Origin of the sequence: Specibacter sp. NPDC078692 (assembly GCF_040686835.1) — a bacterium.
Classification (GTDB): domain Bacteria; phylum Actinomycetota; class Actinomycetes; order Actinomycetales; family Micrococcaceae; genus Specibacter.
Window position 1 is genome coordinate 1 of the sequence record NZ_JBFBLV010000031.1, and the last position, 18,888, is coordinate 18,888.

Consider the following 18,888-nt stretch of genomic DNA (forward strand, 5'->3'; position numbering starts at 1 on the left):
GCGATCTGCAGACCCATGACGGTGATGATGGGGATCAGTGCCGGCTTGTACGCGTGCTTGGTGATGAGGCGGAATTCGCTGACACCGCGGGATCGTCAAACTATGGCATTTTTCATAGCTGCCCAAGACATGCCGCTAGAGTTGACGCAACGTCGCAAAAAACTTCGGCGACATGTCTTTGATCACCCTTGTGTAAAGAGTAAATCCCCTATGAATAAGCAGGCGGTCCGCGCGGCCACCATGGCCACTTTTGCCGTCTTCGCCATCAATGGTTTTGTGTTTGCCAGTTGGGCTGCACGGATTCCAGCAGTGACCCGTATCCTCGATCTGACATCGGGCGAAATGGGTCTGCTCCTGCTGACGATCGCCGCGGGTTCGGTCATTGCGCTCCCGATGGCCGGAACTGTTGTGGGCCGGATCGGCACGGCGAACACGATTCGTGTTGGCGGCTTCACAGTTGCTGTTGGTGGCCTCATTGTTGCCATCGCCTTGGCGCAGCACTCGGTCCTCTTGACGGGTATTGGCCTGTTCTTCTTCGGCATTGGTATTGGCCTCTGGGACGTGGCGCAGAACATTGAGGGCGCAGACGTTGAACGGCATCGCGGCAAGACCATCATGCCGCAATTCCATGGAGGTTTCAGCGGCGGCGCCCTCCTCGGAGCGCTCGTGGGCGCCGGCCTTTCGGCTCTCGATGTCAGCATGTCCGCCCATTTGTTCGTCATCGTCATTGGCGTCAGCATCTCCATGGTGTTTGTGCCGCGCTACTTCCTGCCGGAGACGGCCAACAGCGACAGCCAGCAGACACAAGCCACCACGGCTCTCAAGGGCCGCAGTGCTTGGACCGAGAAGCGAACACTCCTGGTGGGGCTGGTGGTGCTTGGTGCGGCCTTGACCGAGGGGGCGGCCAATGACTGGATTGCCAAGGCTGCCGTTGACGGGCTCGGCTCCAGCGAAGCCCAAGGCGCCATCATGTTCGCAGTCTTTGTTGCATCCATGACGCTCTTCAGGTTCTTTGGCGGCCGCTTGATTGACCAGTTTGGCCGGGTTCCGGTGCTGTACGGCAGTTTGGGATCAGCGCTGCTGGGCCTAGTCATTTTTGTTCTGGCACCAAATATGCTGCTGGCCGGCATGGGTGCCGTGCTCTGGGGTGCCGGTGCCGCGATGGGCTTCCCGATGGGCATGTCCGCGGCTGCCGATGATCCTGCGCGGGCCGCCGTCCGAGTCTCAGTGGTTTCCACCATTGGCTATGTGGCGTTTTTGGCGGGCCCGCCGCTGCTGGGATTCCTTGGCGATCATGTCACCATTCGCTGGGCGCTGCTGGCGATCGCCGTTGCCATTGTGGCTTCCATCCTGACCGCACCAGCAGCGAAACCACTGCCCGAGTCGGAGTTTGAAAAGGCCAGTAACTAGGCGGTCTGCGAGTCCGCTTGAACGCTGCCCGCACGAATATTGCGAGTCAAGCATTTATCTCTCAATAAGGCCCAGAGGAGCAGCGTCAGCCCGACGCCCAACAAGGCTCCGGCGATGGTGTCTGAGGCCCAGTGGACACCCAGATACGTGCGGCTGAACATCATGGCAACGCTGAGAATGGTGCCGCTGACCCACATCCATAATCTGCCCAGAACCACTGCCGTGACCACCATGGCAGTCACCGTGCCACTTACGTGCCCCGAGGGGAAAGAACCGTGGTCCACAGAGACCAAACGGTCTACGGGACGGGGTCGGTCCACCAAAAACTTGATCAGATGAGTTAGCCCCAAGGCACCCAAATTGACGGCAGCCGTGAAGAGCGCCAAGCGCCAATGGCGGCGCAATAGCACCAAGAGTAAAAGCACAGAGTAGATGACCATGCCGGTATTGCCAGCAAAATCCAGCACCCGGTTGGCGTCGGTGAGCCACGGTGTCCGGGAGCTGCGCATCAGCTGGTACCAGCCGTCGTCGAACTTTTGAAAAGGAGGATGGTTGCCGGTGACCAACATCAGCCAAGCCCCGGCCAACAGAATCGCTAGAGCGGGCAGCGAAACCCACAACAGTCGCGGCCGCGACCATGCCAAGGGATGCAGCGCAGCAGATGGATTTGTGGAGTGGGGCATCCTTCAAGTTTAGGGGGCGGATCTTTGCTGGACGTGTCATCCAATAGGACTACCCTGAATGAACCCTGAATCATCCCTGAGATGGAAGATATCTGCGGTTTGAGTGCGTACGGTTGTTATAGATTCGAAAAAAGACGCTCGCCATGGACGTGGCGGCGCTCATCCAAAGGGGATGTCCACATGATTGAGGCAGTAAACCTGGCCAAGCACTATGGGGCCAAGACCGCGGTTGGCGGTGTCACGTTTACCGTCAAGCCGGGAATGGTGACGGGCTTTCTAGGCCCGAACGGTGCTGGCAAATCGACCACCATGCGCATGATCGTGGGGCTGGATGCGCCCTCGCGCGGCACCGTGATCGTCAACGGCAAGCCCTACGCGAAGCACCGCGATCCGCTACGACAGGTTGGCGCTTTGCTGGATGCCAAGGCCGTACACACCTCACGCAGCGCCTATAACCACCTGCTGGCCATGGCCGCCACGCACAGCATCCCCACCAAGCGTGTTAACGAGGTCATCGATATGACCGGTCTGGCCGCCGTGGCGAAGAAGAAGGCTGGTGGATTTTCTCTCGGTATGGGCCAGCGGCTCGGCATTGCCTCAGCATTGCTGGGCGATCCGCAGACGCTGATCTTAGATGAGCCGGTCAACGGCCTGGATCCCGAAGGCGTGCTGTGGGTGCGTAACCTCGCCAAGCACCTTGCCGCGCAGGGGAAAACCGTGTTCTTGTCATCGCACCTCATGAGTGAAATGGCGCTGACCGCCGATCATTTGATTGTGATTGGCCGCGGCCAGATCATCGCCGATGCCCCGATCGCTCAGATCCTCGCCGGCACACAGCAGGCCAAGGTGCGGGTCCGCACTCCTGAGGTGACCCGGCTGAGCCAGCTATTGGCTAACCAGGGCGTTCAGGTGCAGTGTCACGAGAACGAAACCCTGGAAGTCACCGGGCTCGACCCGCGCCAGATCGCCCAAGTGGCGCTGCAAAACCAGGTCCTGGTCTATGAGCTGATGCCGCTGACCACCTCCCTGGAAGACGCCTACTTCAACCTGACCAAGGATGCGGTGGAGTACCACTCGCAGGATCTGAACAACAATGCGCAGGCTCCGGCCGCTGTGAAGGGACTCTAAAGATGAGCACGACGACGATTTCCTCACCTCAGCGCGCTACCGGCGGCTCACTGACTTTTGCCGGTGTGCTGCGCAGCGAATGGATCAAGTTCCGGTCCCTGCGCTCCACCCAGTTGCTGCTGGCCTTCACCTTTCTGGCGGTGGCAGGCATTGGTATTTTCGTAGCATGGGTTCAAGCCTGGACCGTTCAAGGGGTGATGCAGAGCGGTATGGGTATGGGCATGCCAGGCGAACCGTCCACCACCATGACTCTGGATCAAGCTCAAGAGGCATTGGGGTTTAATCTTTACGCAATTCCCAATGCGGGCCTGCAGATCGGCATCCTGATCTTGGGTGCCTTGGCAGTCATGCTGATCTCCTCGGAGTTCGGCACGGGCATGATCCGCTCCACCATGACGGCTGTGCCTAAGCGCCTCCCTGCGTTCTTCGCCAAAGCAGTTGTGCTGGTAGTTGTTTCCTACGTGCTGACCCTGCTCGCCGCCATCGTCACCACCTTGGTAGCCATTCCCATCTTCAGCGCCTACGGCGTTGAGTTGTCCTTCGGCACGGACGGTGTTGTGTATTCCATCCTCATGGGTGGCCTGTATGTGGCAGGTGTTTCCTTGATTGGGTTGTCTCTGGGCACGCTGCTGCGCAGCTCCGCCGGCGGCATCATTGTCCTCGTTGTGGTCTTCTTCCTCCTAGATGTTGGGACTCAGCTGCTGACATTGCTGCCTGGTGAATTCTGGAAGAACCTGAACCAGTACGTACCCAGTGTGGCTGGCGGCCGCATGTTGGAGATCACTGAGAAGGCGGCGTTTATCACCCCCTTCGCAGGCGGAATGATCTTCGTGGGCTGGATCTTGCTGTTCATGATCCCGGCCTTGATTTCCCTCAAGACTCGTGACGTCTAAGAGACGCTGAGGTCTCCAGCGATTTGCTGGGGAACCTAAGCTCTGACTTATGCGCACAAAAGACCAGGCGGGGGCCGCGGAACGAACGGCCGTTTCCCCCGCCGACTTACCTTCCGCTGCACGGCGGGCCGATGAATTCACGGCCCGCCGTCGTGGCGCGCTCCGAACGTACTTTTATAACCACCCCCGCGTCATGGACGTGGTGGTGGTTTTTGCGTATCTGCTGGCGGGATCAGGAATTTTCCTCAGTGGCGACCTTAACGTCAATCTAAGCGAGCACGTGGTCATCGTCCTGGCCTCGGCCACGGTACTGATGTTCCGCCGCGATAAACCACTGGCAGTGCTGGCGATCGTTTCAGTTTTTGAAGTCCTCAATATTGTGGTGGTACCTACGGCCGGCAATATTGGTGTTGGCATTTGGTTTGCCTTGTATTCCGTGGCCGTGCGGTACAAAGCGGTGATCAGCTTTGCGTTGGGGCTGGTGTCCGGCGTACCGCTGATGGTTTTCATCTTGTTTCTCTACCAGTACCCGACCGAGCTTCTTCCCGAAGGTGGCCCCAGCGCCGCCGCCAGCAATGTCATTTCAGCGATTGTCATCCTGCTGTCAAACATCGTTGCCACTGGAATTGGTGCCGCAGTGCGTAGCAGTCGCAAACATGAGGCCGAATTGCGCCAGTGGGCTGTCCGCACCGCCGAACTGGCCTCCGTGGCAGAACGGAACAGGATTGCCCGGGAAATGCATGACGTGGTGGCTCACTCGCTGACCGTCATGGTGGCACTTAGTGATGGGGCCGCCGTCGTGGTTAAACGTGATCCGGCCAAGGCGGGAGACGTGCTGGGGCAGCTGTCTCAGACGGGGCGCACGGCGTTGGCGGATATGCGCCGCGTGCTGGGCGTGCTGCGCGAAGATGCCGGCAGCATCCGTTCCCCGCAGCCCGACCACACAGACATGGGTGCCTTGATCGAAGGTTTCCGCCAGGCGGGGCTGCCTCTCACATTCACCCAGTCGGGTCCGCCGCTGCCGGAAGACCCGGCGCTGGCACTGACCGTTTACCGGATCGTGCAGGAGTCGCTGACCAATGTGCTGCGCTACGGTGCCTCGGTGTCCCGGGTTGTGGTGGTGGTGGAGAACAACCTGATCCACGGCGAACTCACGGTACGGGTCGCCGACGACGGCCGCGGGACCCTCGATGCTTCGATTGGCACGGGACGTGGCATTGTGGGGATGCAGGAACGTGCGCGCATTTATGGCGGCACGGTCGACGCCGGACCGGCTCCACGGGGCGGGTGGCTCGTGGCGGCAGTCCTGCATCCGACGGAATGTTCGGAGTGAATTTTTTGAAGGGGGAAATTTTGATCAATTCCGTAGGGACGGACGGTCCCATCAAGGTCCTGCTCGTGGACGATCAGCCACTGCTGCGCATGGGTTTCCGGCTGATTCTTGAGGGCGAAGATGACATGCAGGTGGTGGGTGAGGCCTCCAATGGCATTGAAGCGCTGCGGGCTGTGGAGGGCCTGCAACCAGATGTGGTGCTGATGGATGTGCGGATGCCGCTCATGGACGGAATCGAAGCCACCGGCAAAATCAGCGCATCCCCTTCGGAGGCAAGAGTCATCATTCTGACCACTTTTGACCTCGACGAGTACGCTTTTGCCGGCTTGCAGGCTGGGGCCAGCGCCTTCCTGCTCAAAGACGTGGCGCCGTCGGACTTGGTTCACGCCGTGCGGCTCGTGGCCAGTGGTGACGCGGTGGTGGCCCCGCGCGTCACGCAGCGGCTCCTTGAGAACTTTGTTCGCAACAGCCCGCCGCGCCAAAATCTTCATCCCGACCCGTTGCTGGAAGAGCTCACGCCACGGGAACTTGAGGTTGCTCAGTGCATTGCCCAGGGGCTTTCCAATGCCGAGATCGCCCATGCGCTCTTCCTTTCCGAAGCCACAGTCAAAACCCATGTTCGGCGTATTTTGACCAAGCTGCACCTGCGTGATCGGGTCCAAGTGGTGGTGTATGCCTACGAAACCGGCATGGTGGTCCCCAGCAATCCGGACTACTAGCTGGCCACGTAGAGCCTGTGTGCACCGGCCGCCACCCTTCATGATTGAATCGAAGTATGACTTCTGTGGAACACATCCTGGACCTGCGCGATTTCATTGATGCCTCACCATCGAGCTTTCATGCGGCGGGTGAAGCTGGCCGCCGACTCGCCGGGGCAGGTTTCACGCAGCTGAACGAGACCGAGCCGTGGCCGGTGCACGGGAAATTCTTCATGATCCGCGACGGCGCCATCATGGCATGGATTGTGCCCGAGCACGCCACCGTCACGACGCCGTTCAACATTCTGGGTGCGCACACGGATTCACCATCATTCAAGCTCAAACCGAAGCCCACCACGGGCCGATTTGGCTGGCTGCAGGCCGGAGTTGAGGTTTATGGCGGGCCGCTCATTAACTCCTGGCTGGACCGTGAACTGCAATTCGCAGGCCGCTTGGTGAGCCTTAACGGGGTTGAAACGTTGGTGGCCACCGGGCCGCTGCTGCGTTTCCCGCAGCTGGCCATTCACTTGGACCGGGGCGTCAACGATGGGCTCAAACTCGATAAGCAGCACCACATGAATCCCGTGTGGGGGCAGGGCAATGCGCCGGATGAGGACCTTTTGGGGCTGCTCGCAGAGCGCGCGGGCGTGGATGCGGGCACGATCGGTGGCTACGACATTGTTGTGGCCGACACCCAGCCCGGCCAAGTATTTGGGGCCAACAACGAATTTTTCGCCGCCGGGCGCATGGACAATCTGAGCTCCGTGCATGCGGGTCTAGTGGCCTTGATCGCGGCAGCCCAAGCACCCCTTTCCGGGGTGATTCCCGTACTGGCAGCCTTTGATCATGAGGAGATCGGCTCGGGATCACGCTCGGGAGCCTGCGGTCCCATCTTGGAGGATGTCTTGACCCGGGTGTCGGATGGTTTGGGCGCATCGGTGAGTGAACGACGTCGTGCGTTCGCCAGCTCATTCTGCGTCTCGGCTGACGCCGGGCACGCCGTCCACCCCAACTATTCCGAGCGCCACGATCCCGCCAATCTGCCGGTGCTCAACGGTGGACCGTTGCTGAAAATCAACGCAAACCAGCGCTATGCCACAGACGCGGTGGGCGCGGCAGTGTGGGCCAAGCTTTGCGCCGCAGCGAATGCTCCGTATCAGGAGTTTGTCTCCAACAACGATGTTCCGTGCGGGTCTACGATTGGACCATTGACGGCGACGCGGCTGGGAATCAGAACCCTCGACGTGGGCACGCCGTTGCTGTCAATGCACTCGGCGCGGGAGCTATGCGGAGTGGATGACCCGCTCCATCTGGCGCGCATTGTGCAGACGTTCTTCGGGGCCGCAGTCTAAGCGCGGGCCGCCATCCAAGCGCAAGTCAGGCTGCGAGACTGACAACTAGGTTGATGGTGGTGGCCAGGATTCCGGTGCCGAAAACAAAGGCCAGCAGACTATGGCGCAGTACGGCCGAGCGCATGGCCCGGGTGGTGATATTGGTGTCGGAGACTTGATAGGTCATCCCGACGCTGAAGGCCATGTAAGCAATGTCCGTATATTGCGGTGGTGCGTCTTGGTTGAAAGCAATTCCGCCGGGCTCGCCACTGTAATAAATCGTGGCGTAGCGCAGCGTGAATAGTGTGTGGACCATGAGCCAGGACATGGCTGTAGCGCTCAGCGCGAGCATGGCCAGTAGAAACCGTTCGGTCCCTTGCACGTCCTTGCTGCCCACCATGACGAGCACCACGGCGGCCAAGGAACCCAGCGCTGCCAACAAGATCAGCAGATCAGTGGTGCCTAGACCCGGATCTTCCTCTTGTGCATGGGTGGCCGTTTGTGCTGCATCCATCGGGGCAATTTGCAGCCACACCGTGGCGTTATAGATCAGTGCAGCGACGGCCCAACCCACTGCTGGGGCGTAGACCCAGGCACCCAACAATCCCGTGAGAACGATAGCGGCGGCTCCGCATACCAGCATTGCGGCAATACGCAGTTGCCGGTGTCGGGCCCGGGCCGAGGAATCTTGGTTCATGCTGTGATCATGCCATGGGCGGAGCCCCCGTTGCGGTATCCCCGCGGCACAGGCCGATAAAGGCGCCCAGCTCCGCCATGCCTTCGGGGCGTCCTGGCATGAAGTTGCTCAGTTCGGGGGAGCGGATGATGACGGCCCGCCACTGCCCACGTGAGACGGCAACGTTGATGCGATTGCGATTGAGCAAAAATTCCATGCCGCGCGGTGCCCCCGACGGGTCCGCGCAGGCCATGGTCACCAGCACCACGGGAGCCTCCTGGCCCTGGAATTTGTCCACGGTGCCGACCCTGACATCGGGCAGCCCCGCCTCATCCAGCGTCTCCCGGACCAAATTGACTTGCGCGTTGTAGGCGGCCACCACCAAGATGTCCTCCTGGGCCAACGGGCGAGGGTCCTTGTCAGGGCCCGGCGTCCATATTAGGCCGAGATGCTCTTTTGCCTGGGCAACCACTTCCGCTGCTTCCTCGGGGGAGGACTGCTTGTTGTCCTTATCGCTCCCTGGGTTTTGGCCCACATAGATGGTTTCCACGCCGGGGGCCTTGCCGGCCAGATGACGCAGGGACGCCGCCGGTGCGGAGAACAGTCTTCCTTCGTAGCTGACCCTGGACACCGCGGCGCACAACTCGGGGTGCATGCGCCAGGAATCGGCGAGGAAATAGCCCATTGTTTCGGGCAGTGTGGCGTGACCCTTCGATAGCCAGCCCAGCGCCGATTCGTCCACAGGTGCCGGGTGGGAGCCCTGCGTGACCTGGGGCAGCTGCTGCGGATCGCCCAGCAGGAGCAGGTTCTTCGCGGCCCGGGCCACAGCGAGGGTGTTGGCCAGCGAATACTGTCCCGCCTCGTCAATGACCAGCAAATCCAGGGAGCCTTCAGGGACATTGGCGCCGGTCATGGTCCACGCCGTGCCACCGATCAGCGCACCCTCAGGACTGGAGAGGAGCTTGCCGAACTGCTTATCGTCAGTGACTTTCCACGGGACATCGTGCGGGGCAGCGAGCTTTTTTCCCACGCGCTCCGGATCAACGTCAGCTACTTCGATGGCTTTGCGGAGCATGTTCTCCACCACAGCATGCGACTGCCCCACCACGCCAATTTTCTTGCCCTTCTTCATGAGGTTGGCGATGACATGGGCGCCAATGTGCGACTTCCCCGTGCCGGGTGGACCCTGAACGGCAAGGTAGGAGTGGTCCAGCTTCAGCAACGCCTCGGTGATCGCACCAATGTAGTCGTATTCGCGGACGCTGTGCCCATCTTCTTGCACGACGGCGGACGGGAGACTTGCGCCGCCGTCGAACCTGGGCGTGGTCTTGCGCAAGATGTCGATGCCCGGGTGATTGGGAAGGTGCGGAAGACTGTTGCCAACTTTTTCGGCCAACTCAGCCAGAGCAGACTTGATCGATTTGGCGTTGATTGGTTGGTCGGGTGTCAGCGCCATGGGGAGCTGGTTGTAAGGCGGCACCTTCATAGAGGATTTGTCCTTGACGATCAGCGTGGTGAGCTCCGGTGTGGCAGGATCCGAGACGTCCTCCACGATGGTGATATTGAACAGGCCACCGCGCAGTTTTGGATACTCGGAGTCTTCACTCAACCCCTCAGGAAGAGGGCCAGCGATCATGCCAAACGATGATGTGCCAGGGCGGAAATCAGAGCCTTCGGTGGCGGTGCCGGTCACTCTGAGTGTGCGTGTTTCGGTCTTTGCTTTGGGAGTGGCTTTGGCCCAGTCCTCGAGTTTTTCTACATCCTGGATCAGGAGCATGTTCCTCTCTTCGTTCCATGATTCCGGGCCCTTCTCCAACCGATCAAAGTGCCCCCACCAGAACTTCTTATCCTCGCGGCGGTGGTAGCTCGCCGCGGCAGACACCATGGCGATGGCATTCTCGTCATCACTGAGTTTGTGAGTGCTGTCCTGGGCCTTCAACTGCGCAATATGCGCATCGAGCTTGAGTTCACCTTCGGTGGGTTCGAAGCTGCTCGCTTTCGGCTTTTCGTCGTCCGTTTTTGGTAGTTTTCCGCTGCCTTCGGTCCACGATTCGATTTCAACGGCGGCCTTGGTCTTAAATAGCCAGTCGCGTAAGCGCAGGGTCGAGAGACAGTCATACTCGTTGTAGTCGGAGATGGACGCGAGGATCTTCGTGGCTTCTTGTACCTGTTCGGCGTCCCCGGCCAGTCCGGCGTCGCGCGCTTTGCAGTAGTCCGCATAGGCCACCACAGATGCGCCGGCATCCTTAACATCGCCGGATCTGGTGTTCTCGCCCATATAGAAGGGCTCTAGTTTCTTGATCGAGTACGAGCTCTCGGAGATGCGCACCGACTGTCGGACGGTATCCAGTAGGTCAACGAGGAGACCGCTGCGCAGCCAGTCGTCCACCGTGTCCTCGGCCGCCTTGTCGCCGTGCAGTATTGCCAGATTGCGCAGTGCTGACTTCTCATAAGGTGCGTAGTGGTAGACGTGCATGGCGGGGTCTTTTGCGCGCCGAGCTTCGACGTAGGTGATGAAGTCCTTGAAGGCCTTGCCCTCTTCGGCGCGGGAGTGCGCCCAAAACGGCACAAATTTCTCCGGCGTTCCGGCCGGAGCAGCTGGGTCTGGAGCCTCGATGGAGCCGAAGAGGTACTCAAGTCCCCACTTTGTGTCGTCGTCTGGATCCTGCCAGAGCGGATCGCCCTCAAAGTCGAAGAAGATGTCCCCGGGGCTTGGCTTTGGCAAACGACTGATGGTCGGCAGGACCTTGTAACTGACGGGGTGGGCGCCGTCGCCCGTGCCCGCGGTGACTGTCTTGACATCAGGTTCCAGCCCGAGCTGCATGCGAGCCTGATCGCGCAGACGCACCAGCGGACCCTTGACCTGGTCTTCAGGCAGGTCCGCCAGCGCCTGGACCGTGGTGATGCCTTGCGCCATGAGCTTGCGGCGCTGGGAGCCGGTCATGCCATTGACCAGCAGTAAGTCCTGATGCTCGGCCACCTGCTGCGAGCAGTAGTCACAGCGCCCACAATAACTAATGCCGTTCTGCAGCCAGGCAACGGGCAGCGGTTGGGCTCGGTGCGCGGCAGTGAGAGCCAGAAACCGTTCCCGGTGTTCACGGAAGACGGGCAGCAAATCCGCCATCGAGTGGTTGCTGTGCTCCCTGTTGCCCAGCACCAGCGTGGCCACGGGTGCCACCGGAATCCCGTACTTCTGCAGCTGGTCCCCATAAGCGGCCAGCTGCAGCAGCGCGCTGACGCGAGCATGGCGGGCCAGTTTGGTGTCGTGGACGGCGTACGAGCCGTCGTCCTGTTTCATCAGGAAATCCGCGAATCCCACCATTGAGCAGTCAAAGAACGTGGCCTGGAAAACAACATCAGCACCTATTCGCAGCGCCTCCAGTGTTTCTTCGCGCTTCTCTACCAAGGCTTCCCAACTCGGGAAGCCTTTCACGCGGGAAACAGACTTCACGCCTTTCCCCGTTGCCGCATCCCACTCGCCGAACTCTTCTTTGTATTCATGCACGATCTTGTCCTCGAAGGCGTCGCCCAGTTTAGCGGCGCGTTCAAGCATCTCGTCCTTGGCGAAGCCCGGCTTGGTGGTCCGACCGAGCTTTTCATCCAGAATCCGCAGCGTCCGATACTGGCATTCGCTGGCCGTCACTAGGTCCGACGCCGAAAAGATCAGCGTTTTGTTGCCCTCGGGGGAGTCAAGCAAAAACATTGTGTGCCTTCCGTGCCGTACCTAGTAATTTAATGCAGCGTTGCTGCTCTTGAATCTAGCAAGGCCCACCCACATTGCCGCTTTCGCGGTGCGCGCTGGGCAGCATGTGAGGCAAGATGGGGGTGACACAGACTTGGAGAAGCCATGCCCACGTTCCGTTATGACACGATCCTTCCCTACCCGCGTGCGGAGGTATTCCGGTGGTTTACCCGGCCCGGCGCGCTGGTGCGGCTCACGCCGTCGTTCTTTGGGACCATTCACGCCGAACCCAGCGACGGCATCAATCCAGGTTCGACGGCGGTCATGGGAGTAGGCCTGCCGGGCGGGCTGGGGATGTGGCTGGGATCCGCGGCTGGAACGGTGCGCGGCATACTGCCCTTTGCCCCGGCGCGTTTGCCGTGGGCTCGCCCGGAGATTCGTTGGCACGCGCTGCACACCGAATTGGTGCCCGATGTCAGCTTCACCGATGTCATGGACCAGGGGCCACTGGCATCGAGCAGCCACACCCACACCTTTTCCGACGGTGAACCTGGCACCACGCTGATGCACGACGAGATGCGCTTCGAGCTGCCAAAACTTGCCCGCGGAAGCTGGACGCACCGGCAGATGCAGGGCGAACTTGGGCGCATGTTTGCCTTCCGTGAGCGGCAATTGCAGGCTGATCTGGCGTTTCATGCCGCACATGCGGGCGAGCCGCAAGTCATCGCGGTCAGTGGCGCGTCGGGTTTACTGGGCCGCCAGATTTGTGCGCTGCTGGGCGGCGGCGGACACACGGTGTTGAAATTGGTTCGGCATGCGCCGCGGACCAATGATGAGATTTTCTGGGACCCCGACGCCGGCGTGATCGACTCCGCCGCGCTGGCCCGCTGCCACGCTGTGATCCACCTGGCCGGGCACCCCATCGGTGGGCGGTTCACGGAGGCCAACAAGGGGGCCATTCACCAGAGCAGGGTTCGCGGCACCGGGTTGCTGGCCAAGACTCTGGCGTCTCTAGCGTCCGACGGCGTGGCACGCACCTTGGTCTCCGGCTCCGCCGTGGGCTACTACGGCGCGGATCCGCACGCCTCCACTGAGGGTCGGCTGCCCGCGGCACTCGTGGAGTCCGATCCTGCTGGCAGTGACTTCCTTGCCAAGGTCTGCCAAGACTGGGAAGCCGCGTGCGCGCCAGCAGCCGAAGCCGGGGTCAGGGTGGTCAATGTCCGCACAGGCATTGCGCTCTCTGCCGGTGGTGGCGTTTTGCAGCGGCTGCTCCCGCTGTATCTGGCTGGCGTGGGTGGCCCGCTCGGAGAGAAGCAGTGGCAAAGCTGGGTGGGGATCGATGACATTACCGGGATTTTTGCCCACGCAGCACTGTCACCGGAGGTCAACGGCCCGGTCAACGGCGTTGCGCCACATCCCGTAACAGCAGGCGAGTTTGCGCGCATCCTGGGCCGCGTACTGCACCGTCCCGCCGCGCTGACGGTTCCGTCCATTGGTCCAAAGCTGCTGCTGGGGACGCAGGGAGCCGCTGAACTGGCCCTCGCCAGCCAGCGTGTTTCCGCTAAAAAGATCCAAGATTCCGGATACGAGTTCCGTCACGCGGACCTCGAATCGGCCCTGCGCCACATTCTGGGCGCCAAAGAGCGGCACTGACGGGCGGCTAACGTGCGGAAAAGGGTGGCTAACGGGCGGCTTAAACCACGCCGTGCATCAAACTCCGGGGGCGAATCCCCTTTTTCGGCGCCCATTGGCGTTGATCCACCACACTATTCCGCCAATGGTCAGGCCGCCACCGAGCAGGAGCCCAGCGATCCCCACCATGATGCCGCCGATGAACGTGAAGACGCCAGTGAAGAGAGTGGTGAATTCAGAACCTTCGGTGATGACGGCGTCGACCGTTCCGGTGTTGTTAGCCTCGGATCCTTCGGCGCCGGAAGAGTTGCTGCTGGGACCGGAATAGCGGGGCCCCGGGGTGATGGTGATGGTGTAACTGCCAGCCTGCTGCGCGGAGAAGGAAGCAAAGGACTGTGCCTTGAAGCCGCCTAGCGTGCTACTTCCGCTGACCTCGGATCCCCGGACGGTCACGCGGGCGCCATCCGGACCGATGACGGTGACACTCTTACGGTCCAAACCAAATTGCCCATTCGGGCTCTGCTGGACTTCCCACAGATCGTAGGACAAACCACCAGGGGAAGTGAACTCATGGTCTTCGGCCACCGTCAGGCCGGCAAGAGCTCCGCTGCCGGGCTGACCCTGGGAAGTAATGACGTTCAGTGGAAGGGTCGAGACCATTGAGGTGATGGCGAAGATCAATGCCACGAGTCCTATCAGCAGGACGGCGATGCCGCTGAAGGTGAGAATTTTGGGCCCGGTGGTCGATGCTGGTTTGGGTGGAGGAGGCGGGTACATGCCCGCCAGATTACCAGCTGGCCTAGCTCACAGCATCGGTGACGTGCTCGATGGTGGCAGGATCCGGCGTCGTTCGCCAAGCGCGCACGCCGAGTGTGACCATGACGATGAGGACCGCCAGCGCCATCATATTGACCCAGAAAAATCCGCCGGCCGCCAACACTGGCCCGGCCAAAGCGGCCATGCCAGCGGCAGCGAAGTTCATGGTCATGTCATTGGCGCCCTGCAGCGGGACACGCAAATCTTCAGGTGCGGACTGATTCAGCAAGGACGATCCACCGATCAAACATGCCGACCAGCCCAACCCCAGCATAGTCAGCGCCATCGACATCAGGACCGGATCGTTGCCCTCCGAGACGATGGCCCCCAGCGTAATGGCGGCCAGGAAAATGCCGCAGCCGAGCATGACCACGGGCATCGCACCGAGCCTGTCCACGAGCCAACCAAATAGCGGGCTGGCAGCATACATGCCCAGAATATGGAGGCTGATGACAATACCGATGATCTCCAGCGAATGCCCATGCGCGTCCATGGCTACGGGGGTCATCACCATCACGCCCACCATGATGGCGTGCCCGCCCGTGACTGCCGCGAGGGCAAAGAGCGCTCGTGGATTGTGGCTCGCCAGCCGAAGCGCCCGCCACGCGCCATGGCGCTTCGCCCTTTTCGCCCGGTTCTTCGGCTTTTCTGTGCTGGCGGGGGAGGTTGGCTTGGCTTGTTGGGGAGCGGACGACGCCGGCCCCGCTAGTGCCGTAGCTGTGTCACCTGCCGCTGTGCTGGCTGCCGGCGCCACGAAGAAGACGGCAATGACGAGCGCTGCGGTGATGAAGGCGATCAGGGAGAAGACAAAGGGGCCGGAGAGTGGCACCAGGCCCAGCGAGATGCCGAACAATCGGCCAGGTTCGGACAAATTGGGTCCAGCCACCGAGCCGATAGTGGTGGCCCAGATAACGATGGCCATGGCGCGGCCCGCTTTTTCTGGGGCGGCACCGTCAACGGCGGCGTAGCGTGCCTGCAGCCCGGACGCCGTGGCCGAACCGAAGAACAACATGCCGGCCGCCATGAGCCAGAACTGACCCAGCGAGGCGGCCAGCAACACTAGTCCGGCACCCATGGCACCGAGCGCAAAGCCCGTGCTGAGAGCCCAGCGGCGCCCGGCCCGAACGGCGAGGTTGGCCAACGGTACGGCAACCAGCCCCGCGCCCAGAGCCGACGCCGTCTGCACAAAACCGGAGGCCGCCGTCGTGCCTGCCAATTGAGCGGCCAAGATTCCGCCCACGGCAACTCCCGAGGCGACACCCACGCCGGACAGCAATTGGCCAACAACCAGCACACCTTGGTTGCGGCGCTGACGGTCAAGAGAAATCATAAGTGGATCCTAGCCGAGGGCCTGGGCGGCGGCTTGGGCCACGGCCGCCGAGAGCGTATCGAGTCCTTGCGATTGGACCTTCCAGCGCTGCCAGAATAGCGGGATTCGGGAGAGTCGTCCGGGGATCAATTCCACGAGATGGCCAGAGCGCAGCCCGTCCCGGCAATGGGCTTCGGGCATGAGGCCCCAGCCCAGTCCGAGCTTCACGGCCTCAGCGAATTGGATGGTGTCGGGGATGAAATGTTCAGTGCCGGAGCGGCGCCGGCCGGTGACTTGTGCGAAGAAGTTGTCTTGGAGGGTGTCGCTGCGGTCGAACTGGACGGTGGGGGCTGCTGCGAATGTTTCGGCCGTGAAGCCGTTGGGAAACCACTTTTGCATGAAGCTGACGGAGGCAACGGCCCGGTAGTCCATGGTGCCCAGCGGGGTTGAGGAGCAGCCCTGAACCGGAGTTGCCGTGGCGGTGACGGCGGCCATGACCTCGCCGGAGCGCAGCGAATTGACGGAGTGCTGTTCATCCTCGCGGACCAGTTCCAGGCTCATGTTTCCGTCTGGCGGCAGCAGGGCGAGGGCGTCCATGAACCAGGTAGCGAGGGAATCGGCGTTGACCACGACGGCGATGGATCCGTGGTTGCCGGTGGTTAGACCCAATTCTGCGGCCGCATCGTCTTCTAGCTGGCGCAGTTGCCGGGCGAGCTTGTGCACCACGTCCCCGGCTTGCGTGGCGGTGATGGGCGTACCCCGGAGCAGGAGGACCTGTCCGGCAACGTGTTCCATGGCCTTGATGCGTTGCGACACTGCCGAGGCTGTGACGTGCAGGCTATGGGCAGCGGCATCAAAAGTGCCGCTCTCCAGTACTGCCAGGAAGGTCCGGAGTTGTTCTGACTGAAATCTGACCATTAGATTTCCTTAGGTAGCATGAAAAACATTAGCTGTACTGCTGATGTTCAGTCTAGTAGTTTCAATGCTTGTGACTACACTGAATATTTTTTCCACGATGGCTACCGGGCTCGGCGCTGGTTTGGCCCTCATCATTGCCATCGGCGCTCAGAACGCTTTTGTGCTGCGGCAAGGCATTCGTGGCGAACACGTCGGCTTGGTGGTCTTGGTTTGCATGCTCAGTGACGTGATCCTGATCGGCGCGGGAATCTTTGGGATTGGAACCGTTATCGCTGCGGTGCCTGCCATTGTTGTGGTGATCAGATTGGCTGGAGCTGCCTTTCTGATCGTCTACGCCGGGCTTGCCGCCAAACGCGCTTTCCGCCCCGGGGTGCTGACTACTGGGGACCGGCAGGGGAGGCAGGGGAGCCTGAGCCGCAAAGCAGTTCTGGCCACTGCCCTGACGCTGACCTGGCTAAACCCTCACGTCTATTTGGACACCGTGCTGTTGCTGGGAACTCTAGCCAACCAACACGGCGAATTGCGCTGGTGGTTCGGTGCAGGAGCTGCTGTTGGGAGCATCATCTGGTTTAGTGCCCTGGGGTACGGGGCAAAACTCTTGCGGCCCATTTTTGCCAAGCCCGGTGCGTGGCGCGTCTTGGACGGGCTGATTGCCGCCATCATGCTCTTTCTTGGTGTGAAGATGGCCTTGGGGGCGTGACGGCTCAGAGCCAGTCCATCTCCACTTGCAGGAATGACTCTGCAGAACGGATTGCCCCGGCGAACGCTTCTTCTTCCGTGGGAGATTTCTTCGGAGTGCGCAGATACCACTCGTGGAGGTTCGTATGGACCCGGGTGACACCTCCGCCTGCAGGGGCATAGAAAAGGGCAAAACGCTGCACTGGCCATTCAGCAGAGGTCTCGATGCCCACCAGCAGGGCAGCACCCAACGCCGGGTTAAACCATTGGGCGATAGGCCTGCGTCGGTCCTCAAAAAACAGTCCGGCAGCGTAGCGGGCGGCCACCACCGGGCCCATTTCGGCGCTCAACCTTTCGCGCCACAACGGCAGGATCACCGTGTCATGACGCTGCCATACAGCTGGGATCAGCGGCTGGTCGCTAGGGGAGCTCACACTTTAAGTCTAGTCAGAACTACACGGGGTGCCAGAGCTGACTTGCGCGGCAGCGGCACTCCAAGTTCCCTAGACGCTTATTCGCAGCCCACCCCGTCACCATCACGGTCAAACTTGGACTGGAACCCCGGCTGGCCCACACGGATGGGTGCCGCTCCAGCAGCCCGGACTGCGGAGCAGTTCTGGTAATAAGGTGCTGGCGCTGGGGCCGGCGCTGGTGCTGGTGCCTGGACCAACGGAGCCGGGGCCGGAGCCGGTGCCGCCGGAGCAACGGGTGCCGCCTCCACTGCGGGCACCGGCGCAACCGGGGCAACAGGGGGCAAGATAACGTGTTCGACTGGTGGCGCCGTCTGGTTCGTAGGAACTTCAACGCCAGCGCAACCGTCCAGCACCTTGGCCATGGCGTCATGTTCGGCCTGGGTTACCCAGAGTTTGTAGGTGGCCTTGACGGAAATCTGCCGAGCCACGTAGTCACAGCGATAGCTCTTGTTCGGCGGCAACCAGGTGGCGGCGTCGCCCGCTCCTTTTTGTTGGTTGCTGGGACCGTCAACGGCCAAAAGGTTCAGTGGATCATTGGCGAACGCGGTACGCACCTCCACACTCAGCTGCTGTGCTCCCTTTTGCCACGCGTCGCTGAGGGCCACCACATGGTCGATCTGGACCGCACTGCTGGTCGCGGAGCCGCGCACAAAATCAATCGTGGTGGCTGTGTAGGGATCGGCCAAAATACCGGTGAGAACCAGACAGTCGCGGGTGCCGGGCTTGAAGGTTTTGGCAGTCAGGTCCCGATCCAAAATGTCATTACGGGTGTCGCAACCGTTCCGGTCCACATCCGCCCACGCTTGCCCAAACATGGCCCGGTCGTAGCCGGTCTTGGGCGCTCGGCCCTTGATAGGCAGCGTCGCCAACACCTCAAGCGCCTTCGCGGCAAAGGCGGGTTGCTGGTTCGACGCCAGATCGGCACCGCCGGCATCGGGGACTTCCTCACCGTCGAGGGGAGCTACGTCATCTGCCGTGGGGGTAGGACTCGGGGTAGGGGTTGGTGTGGTGCTCTGAGTTGCGCTCTGTGCTGACGCGGCCGACGCCGGAGCCACCTCAAGCGTCGCTGCGCCACCGCACGCTGTGGTCACCAGCAATACGGAAGCAAACAGCGGGATCATGATTAAATCGACTGCCCCAAATGAGCGGGTCGGGCGTGGTGCAGACAAGACGGAGTTCTCCCCAAGCTAGGAACAGCGGTAATTTCCAGCCTATCGGTGAGTACTGA

At 61.3% G+C, this 18,888-nt stretch carries 16 protein-coding genes; 8 read left to right on the forward strand and 8 right to left on the reverse strand.

Annotated features, from left to right (window positions below):
- Positions 1 to 63 precede the first annotated feature (63 nt).
- The gene (locus AB0O97_RS16915) at positions 64 to 1,410 is read left to right on the forward strand and encodes an MFS transporter (protein ID WP_363884261.1); all 1,347 of its coding nucleotides are present in this window, start codon (positions 64 to 66) and stop codon (positions 1,408 to 1,410) included.
- Here the strand turns inward: AB0O97_RS16915 and AB0O97_RS16920 are convergent.
- On the reverse strand, positions 1,407 to 2,093 hold the full coding sequence (locus tag AB0O97_RS16920) for a phosphatase PAP2 family protein (protein WP_363884213.1): 687 nt from the start codon (positions 2,091 to 2,093) through the stop codon (positions 1,407 to 1,409). The two genes, AB0O97_RS16915 and AB0O97_RS16920, sit on opposite strands and share 4 nt — an antisense overlap.
- 180 nt (positions 2,094 to 2,273) lie before the next feature.
- Between AB0O97_RS16920 and AB0O97_RS16925 the strand changes: the two genes are divergently transcribed.
- The 5 genes from AB0O97_RS16925 (at position 2,274) to AB0O97_RS16945 (ending at position 7,497) form a co-directional block, all read left to right on the forward strand.
- Positions 2,274 to 3,221, forward strand: a complete 948-nt coding sequence (locus AB0O97_RS16925; protein ID WP_363884215.1) for an ATP-binding cassette domain-containing protein — start codon at positions 2,274 to 2,276, stop codon at positions 3,219 to 3,221.
- 2 nt (positions 3,222 to 3,223) lie between these two features.
- A complete protein-coding gene (locus AB0O97_RS16930; RefSeq protein ID WP_363884217.1) occupies positions 3,224 to 4,114 on the forward strand; it encodes an ABC transporter permease in 891 nt (296 codons plus the stop codon).
- A 499-nt stretch (positions 4,115 to 4,613) separates the two neighbouring features.
- Positions 4,614 to 5,447, forward strand: coding sequence for a histidine kinase (locus tag AB0O97_RS16935; RefSeq protein WP_363884263.1), 834 nt, complete (start codon positions 4,614 to 4,616; stop codon positions 5,445 to 5,447).
- Positions 5,435 to 6,166: a response regulator transcription factor gene (locus AB0O97_RS16940; RefSeq protein ID WP_363884218.1), complete on the forward strand. Its 732-nt coding sequence runs from the start codon at positions 5,435 to 5,437 to the stop codon at positions 6,164 to 6,166. Before AB0O97_RS16935 ends, AB0O97_RS16940 begins: the two co-directional genes overlap by 13 nt.
- A 56-nt stretch (positions 6,167 to 6,222) precedes the next feature.
- The gene (locus tag AB0O97_RS16945; RefSeq protein ID WP_363884220.1) at positions 6,223 to 7,497 is read left to right on the forward strand and encodes a M18 family aminopeptidase; all 1,275 of its coding nucleotides are present in this window, start codon (positions 6,223 to 6,225) and stop codon (positions 7,495 to 7,497) included.
- Between the two features lie 25 nt (positions 7,498 to 7,522).
- On the opposite strand, the gene AB0O97_RS16950 is transcribed toward AB0O97_RS16945, so the two are convergent.
- Both AB0O97_RS16950 and AB0O97_RS16955 read right to left on the reverse strand, forming a co-directional pair.
- The gene (locus AB0O97_RS16950; protein ID WP_363884221.1) at positions 7,523 to 8,173 is read right to left on the reverse strand and encodes a DUF1345 domain-containing protein; all 651 of its coding nucleotides are present in this window, start codon (positions 8,171 to 8,173) and stop codon (positions 7,523 to 7,525) included.
- Between the two features lie 7 nt (positions 8,174 to 8,180).
- A complete protein-coding gene (locus AB0O97_RS16955; protein ID WP_363884222.1) occupies positions 8,181 to 11,855 on the reverse strand; it encodes a TM0106 family RecB-like putative nuclease in 3,675 nt (1,224 codons plus the stop codon).
- A gap of 144 nt (positions 11,856 to 11,999) precedes the next feature.
- Between AB0O97_RS16955 and AB0O97_RS16960 the strand changes: the two genes are divergently transcribed.
- Positions 12,000 to 13,487, forward strand: coding sequence for a TIGR01777 family oxidoreductase (locus tag AB0O97_RS16960; RefSeq protein WP_363884224.1), 1,488 nt, complete (start codon positions 12,000 to 12,002; stop codon positions 13,485 to 13,487).
- 57 nt (positions 13,488 to 13,544) lie between these two features.
- Here AB0O97_RS16960 and AB0O97_RS16965 read toward each other — a convergent pair whose 3' ends face one another.
- From AB0O97_RS16965 to AB0O97_RS16975, 3 genes are read right to left on the reverse strand one after another with little or no spacing between them, the layout of a single operon-like run.
- Positions 13,545 to 14,243, reverse strand: a complete 699-nt coding sequence (locus AB0O97_RS16965; protein ID WP_363884225.1) for a hypothetical protein — start codon at positions 14,241 to 14,243, stop codon at positions 13,545 to 13,547.
- A gap of 22 nt (positions 14,244 to 14,265) precedes the next feature.
- Positions 14,266 to 15,612: an MFS transporter gene (locus AB0O97_RS16970; protein WP_363844073.1), complete on the reverse strand. Its 1,347-nt coding sequence runs from the start codon at positions 15,610 to 15,612 to the stop codon at positions 14,266 to 14,268.
- Between the two features lie 9 nt (positions 15,613 to 15,621).
- Positions 15,622 to 16,509, reverse strand: a complete 888-nt coding sequence (locus AB0O97_RS16975; protein WP_363884227.1) for a LysR family transcriptional regulator ArgP — start codon at positions 16,507 to 16,509, stop codon at positions 15,622 to 15,624.
- Between the two features lie 64 nt (positions 16,510 to 16,573).
- Between AB0O97_RS16975 and AB0O97_RS16980 the strand changes: the two genes are divergently transcribed.
- Complete coding sequence (locus AB0O97_RS16980) at positions 16,574 to 17,209, forward strand: LysE/ArgO family amino acid transporter (protein WP_363884228.1); 636 nt, start codon at positions 16,574 to 16,576, stop codon at positions 17,207 to 17,209.
- A 4-nt stretch (positions 17,210 to 17,213) separates the two neighbouring features.
- Here the strand turns inward: AB0O97_RS16980 and AB0O97_RS16985 are convergent, their stop codons facing one another.
- Positions 17,214 to 17,621, reverse strand: coding sequence for a hypothetical protein (locus tag AB0O97_RS16985; RefSeq protein ID WP_363844064.1), 408 nt, complete (start codon positions 17,619 to 17,621; stop codon positions 17,214 to 17,216).
- A gap of 77 nt (positions 17,622 to 17,698) precedes the next feature.
- Positions 17,699 to 18,781 (reverse strand): DUF1524 domain-containing protein, encoded by a 1,083-nt coding sequence (locus AB0O97_RS16990; RefSeq protein WP_363884230.1) that lies wholly within the window; start codon positions 18,779 to 18,781, stop codon positions 17,699 to 17,701.
- Positions 18,782 to 18,888: the final 107 nt, after the last annotated feature.

Bases quoted from the DNA above. Each gene is read 5' to 3' on its own strand.
- AB0O97_RS16915 (WP_363884261.1), top strand. From the start codon at position 64: ATGAGGCGGAATTCGCTGACACCGCGGGATCGTCAAACTATGGCATTT.
- AB0O97_RS16920 (WP_363884213.1), bottom strand. From the start codon at position 2,093: ATGCCCCACTCCACAAATCCATCTGCTGCGCTGCATCCCTTGGCATGG.
- AB0O97_RS16925 (WP_363884215.1), top strand. From the start codon at position 2,274: ATGATTGAGGCAGTAAACCTGGCCAAGCACTATGGGGCCAAGACCGCG.
- AB0O97_RS16930 (WP_363884217.1), top strand. From the start codon at position 3,224: ATGAGCACGACGACGATTTCCTCACCTCAGCGCGCTACCGGCGGCTCA.
- AB0O97_RS16935 (WP_363884263.1), top strand. From the start codon at position 4,614: ATGGTTTTCATCTTGTTTCTCTACCAGTACCCGACCGAGCTTCTTCCC.
- AB0O97_RS16940 (WP_363884218.1), top strand. From the start codon at position 5,435: ATGTTCGGAGTGAATTTTTTGAAGGGGGAAATTTTGATCAATTCCGTA.
- AB0O97_RS16945 (WP_363884220.1), top strand. From the start codon at position 6,223: ATGACTTCTGTGGAACACATCCTGGACCTGCGCGATTTCATTGATGCC.
- AB0O97_RS16950 (WP_363884221.1), bottom strand. From the start codon at position 8,173: ATGAACCAAGATTCCTCGGCCCGGGCCCGACACCGGCAACTGCGTATT.
- AB0O97_RS16955 (WP_363884222.1), bottom strand. From the start codon at position 11,855: ATGTTTTTGCTTGACTCCCCCGAGGGCAACAAAACGCTGATCTTTTCG.
- AB0O97_RS16960 (WP_363884224.1), top strand. From the start codon at position 12,000: ATGCCCACGTTCCGTTATGACACGATCCTTCCCTACCCGCGTGCGGAG.
- AB0O97_RS16965 (WP_363884225.1), bottom strand. From the start codon at position 14,243: ATGTACCCGCCTCCTCCACCCAAACCAGCATCGACCACCGGGCCCAAA.
- AB0O97_RS16970 (WP_363844073.1), bottom strand. From the start codon at position 15,612: ATGATTTCTCTTGACCGTCAGCGCCGCAACCAAGGTGTGCTGGTTGTT.
- AB0O97_RS16975 (WP_363884227.1), bottom strand. From the start codon at position 16,509: ATGGTCAGATTTCAGTCAGAACAACTCCGGACCTTCCTGGCAGTACTG.
- AB0O97_RS16980 (WP_363884228.1), top strand. From the start codon at position 16,574: ATGCTTGTGACTACACTGAATATTTTTTCCACGATGGCTACCGGGCTC.
- AB0O97_RS16990 (WP_363884230.1), bottom strand. From the start codon at position 18,781: ATGATCCCGCTGTTTGCTTCCGTATTGCTGGTGACCACAGCGTGCGGT.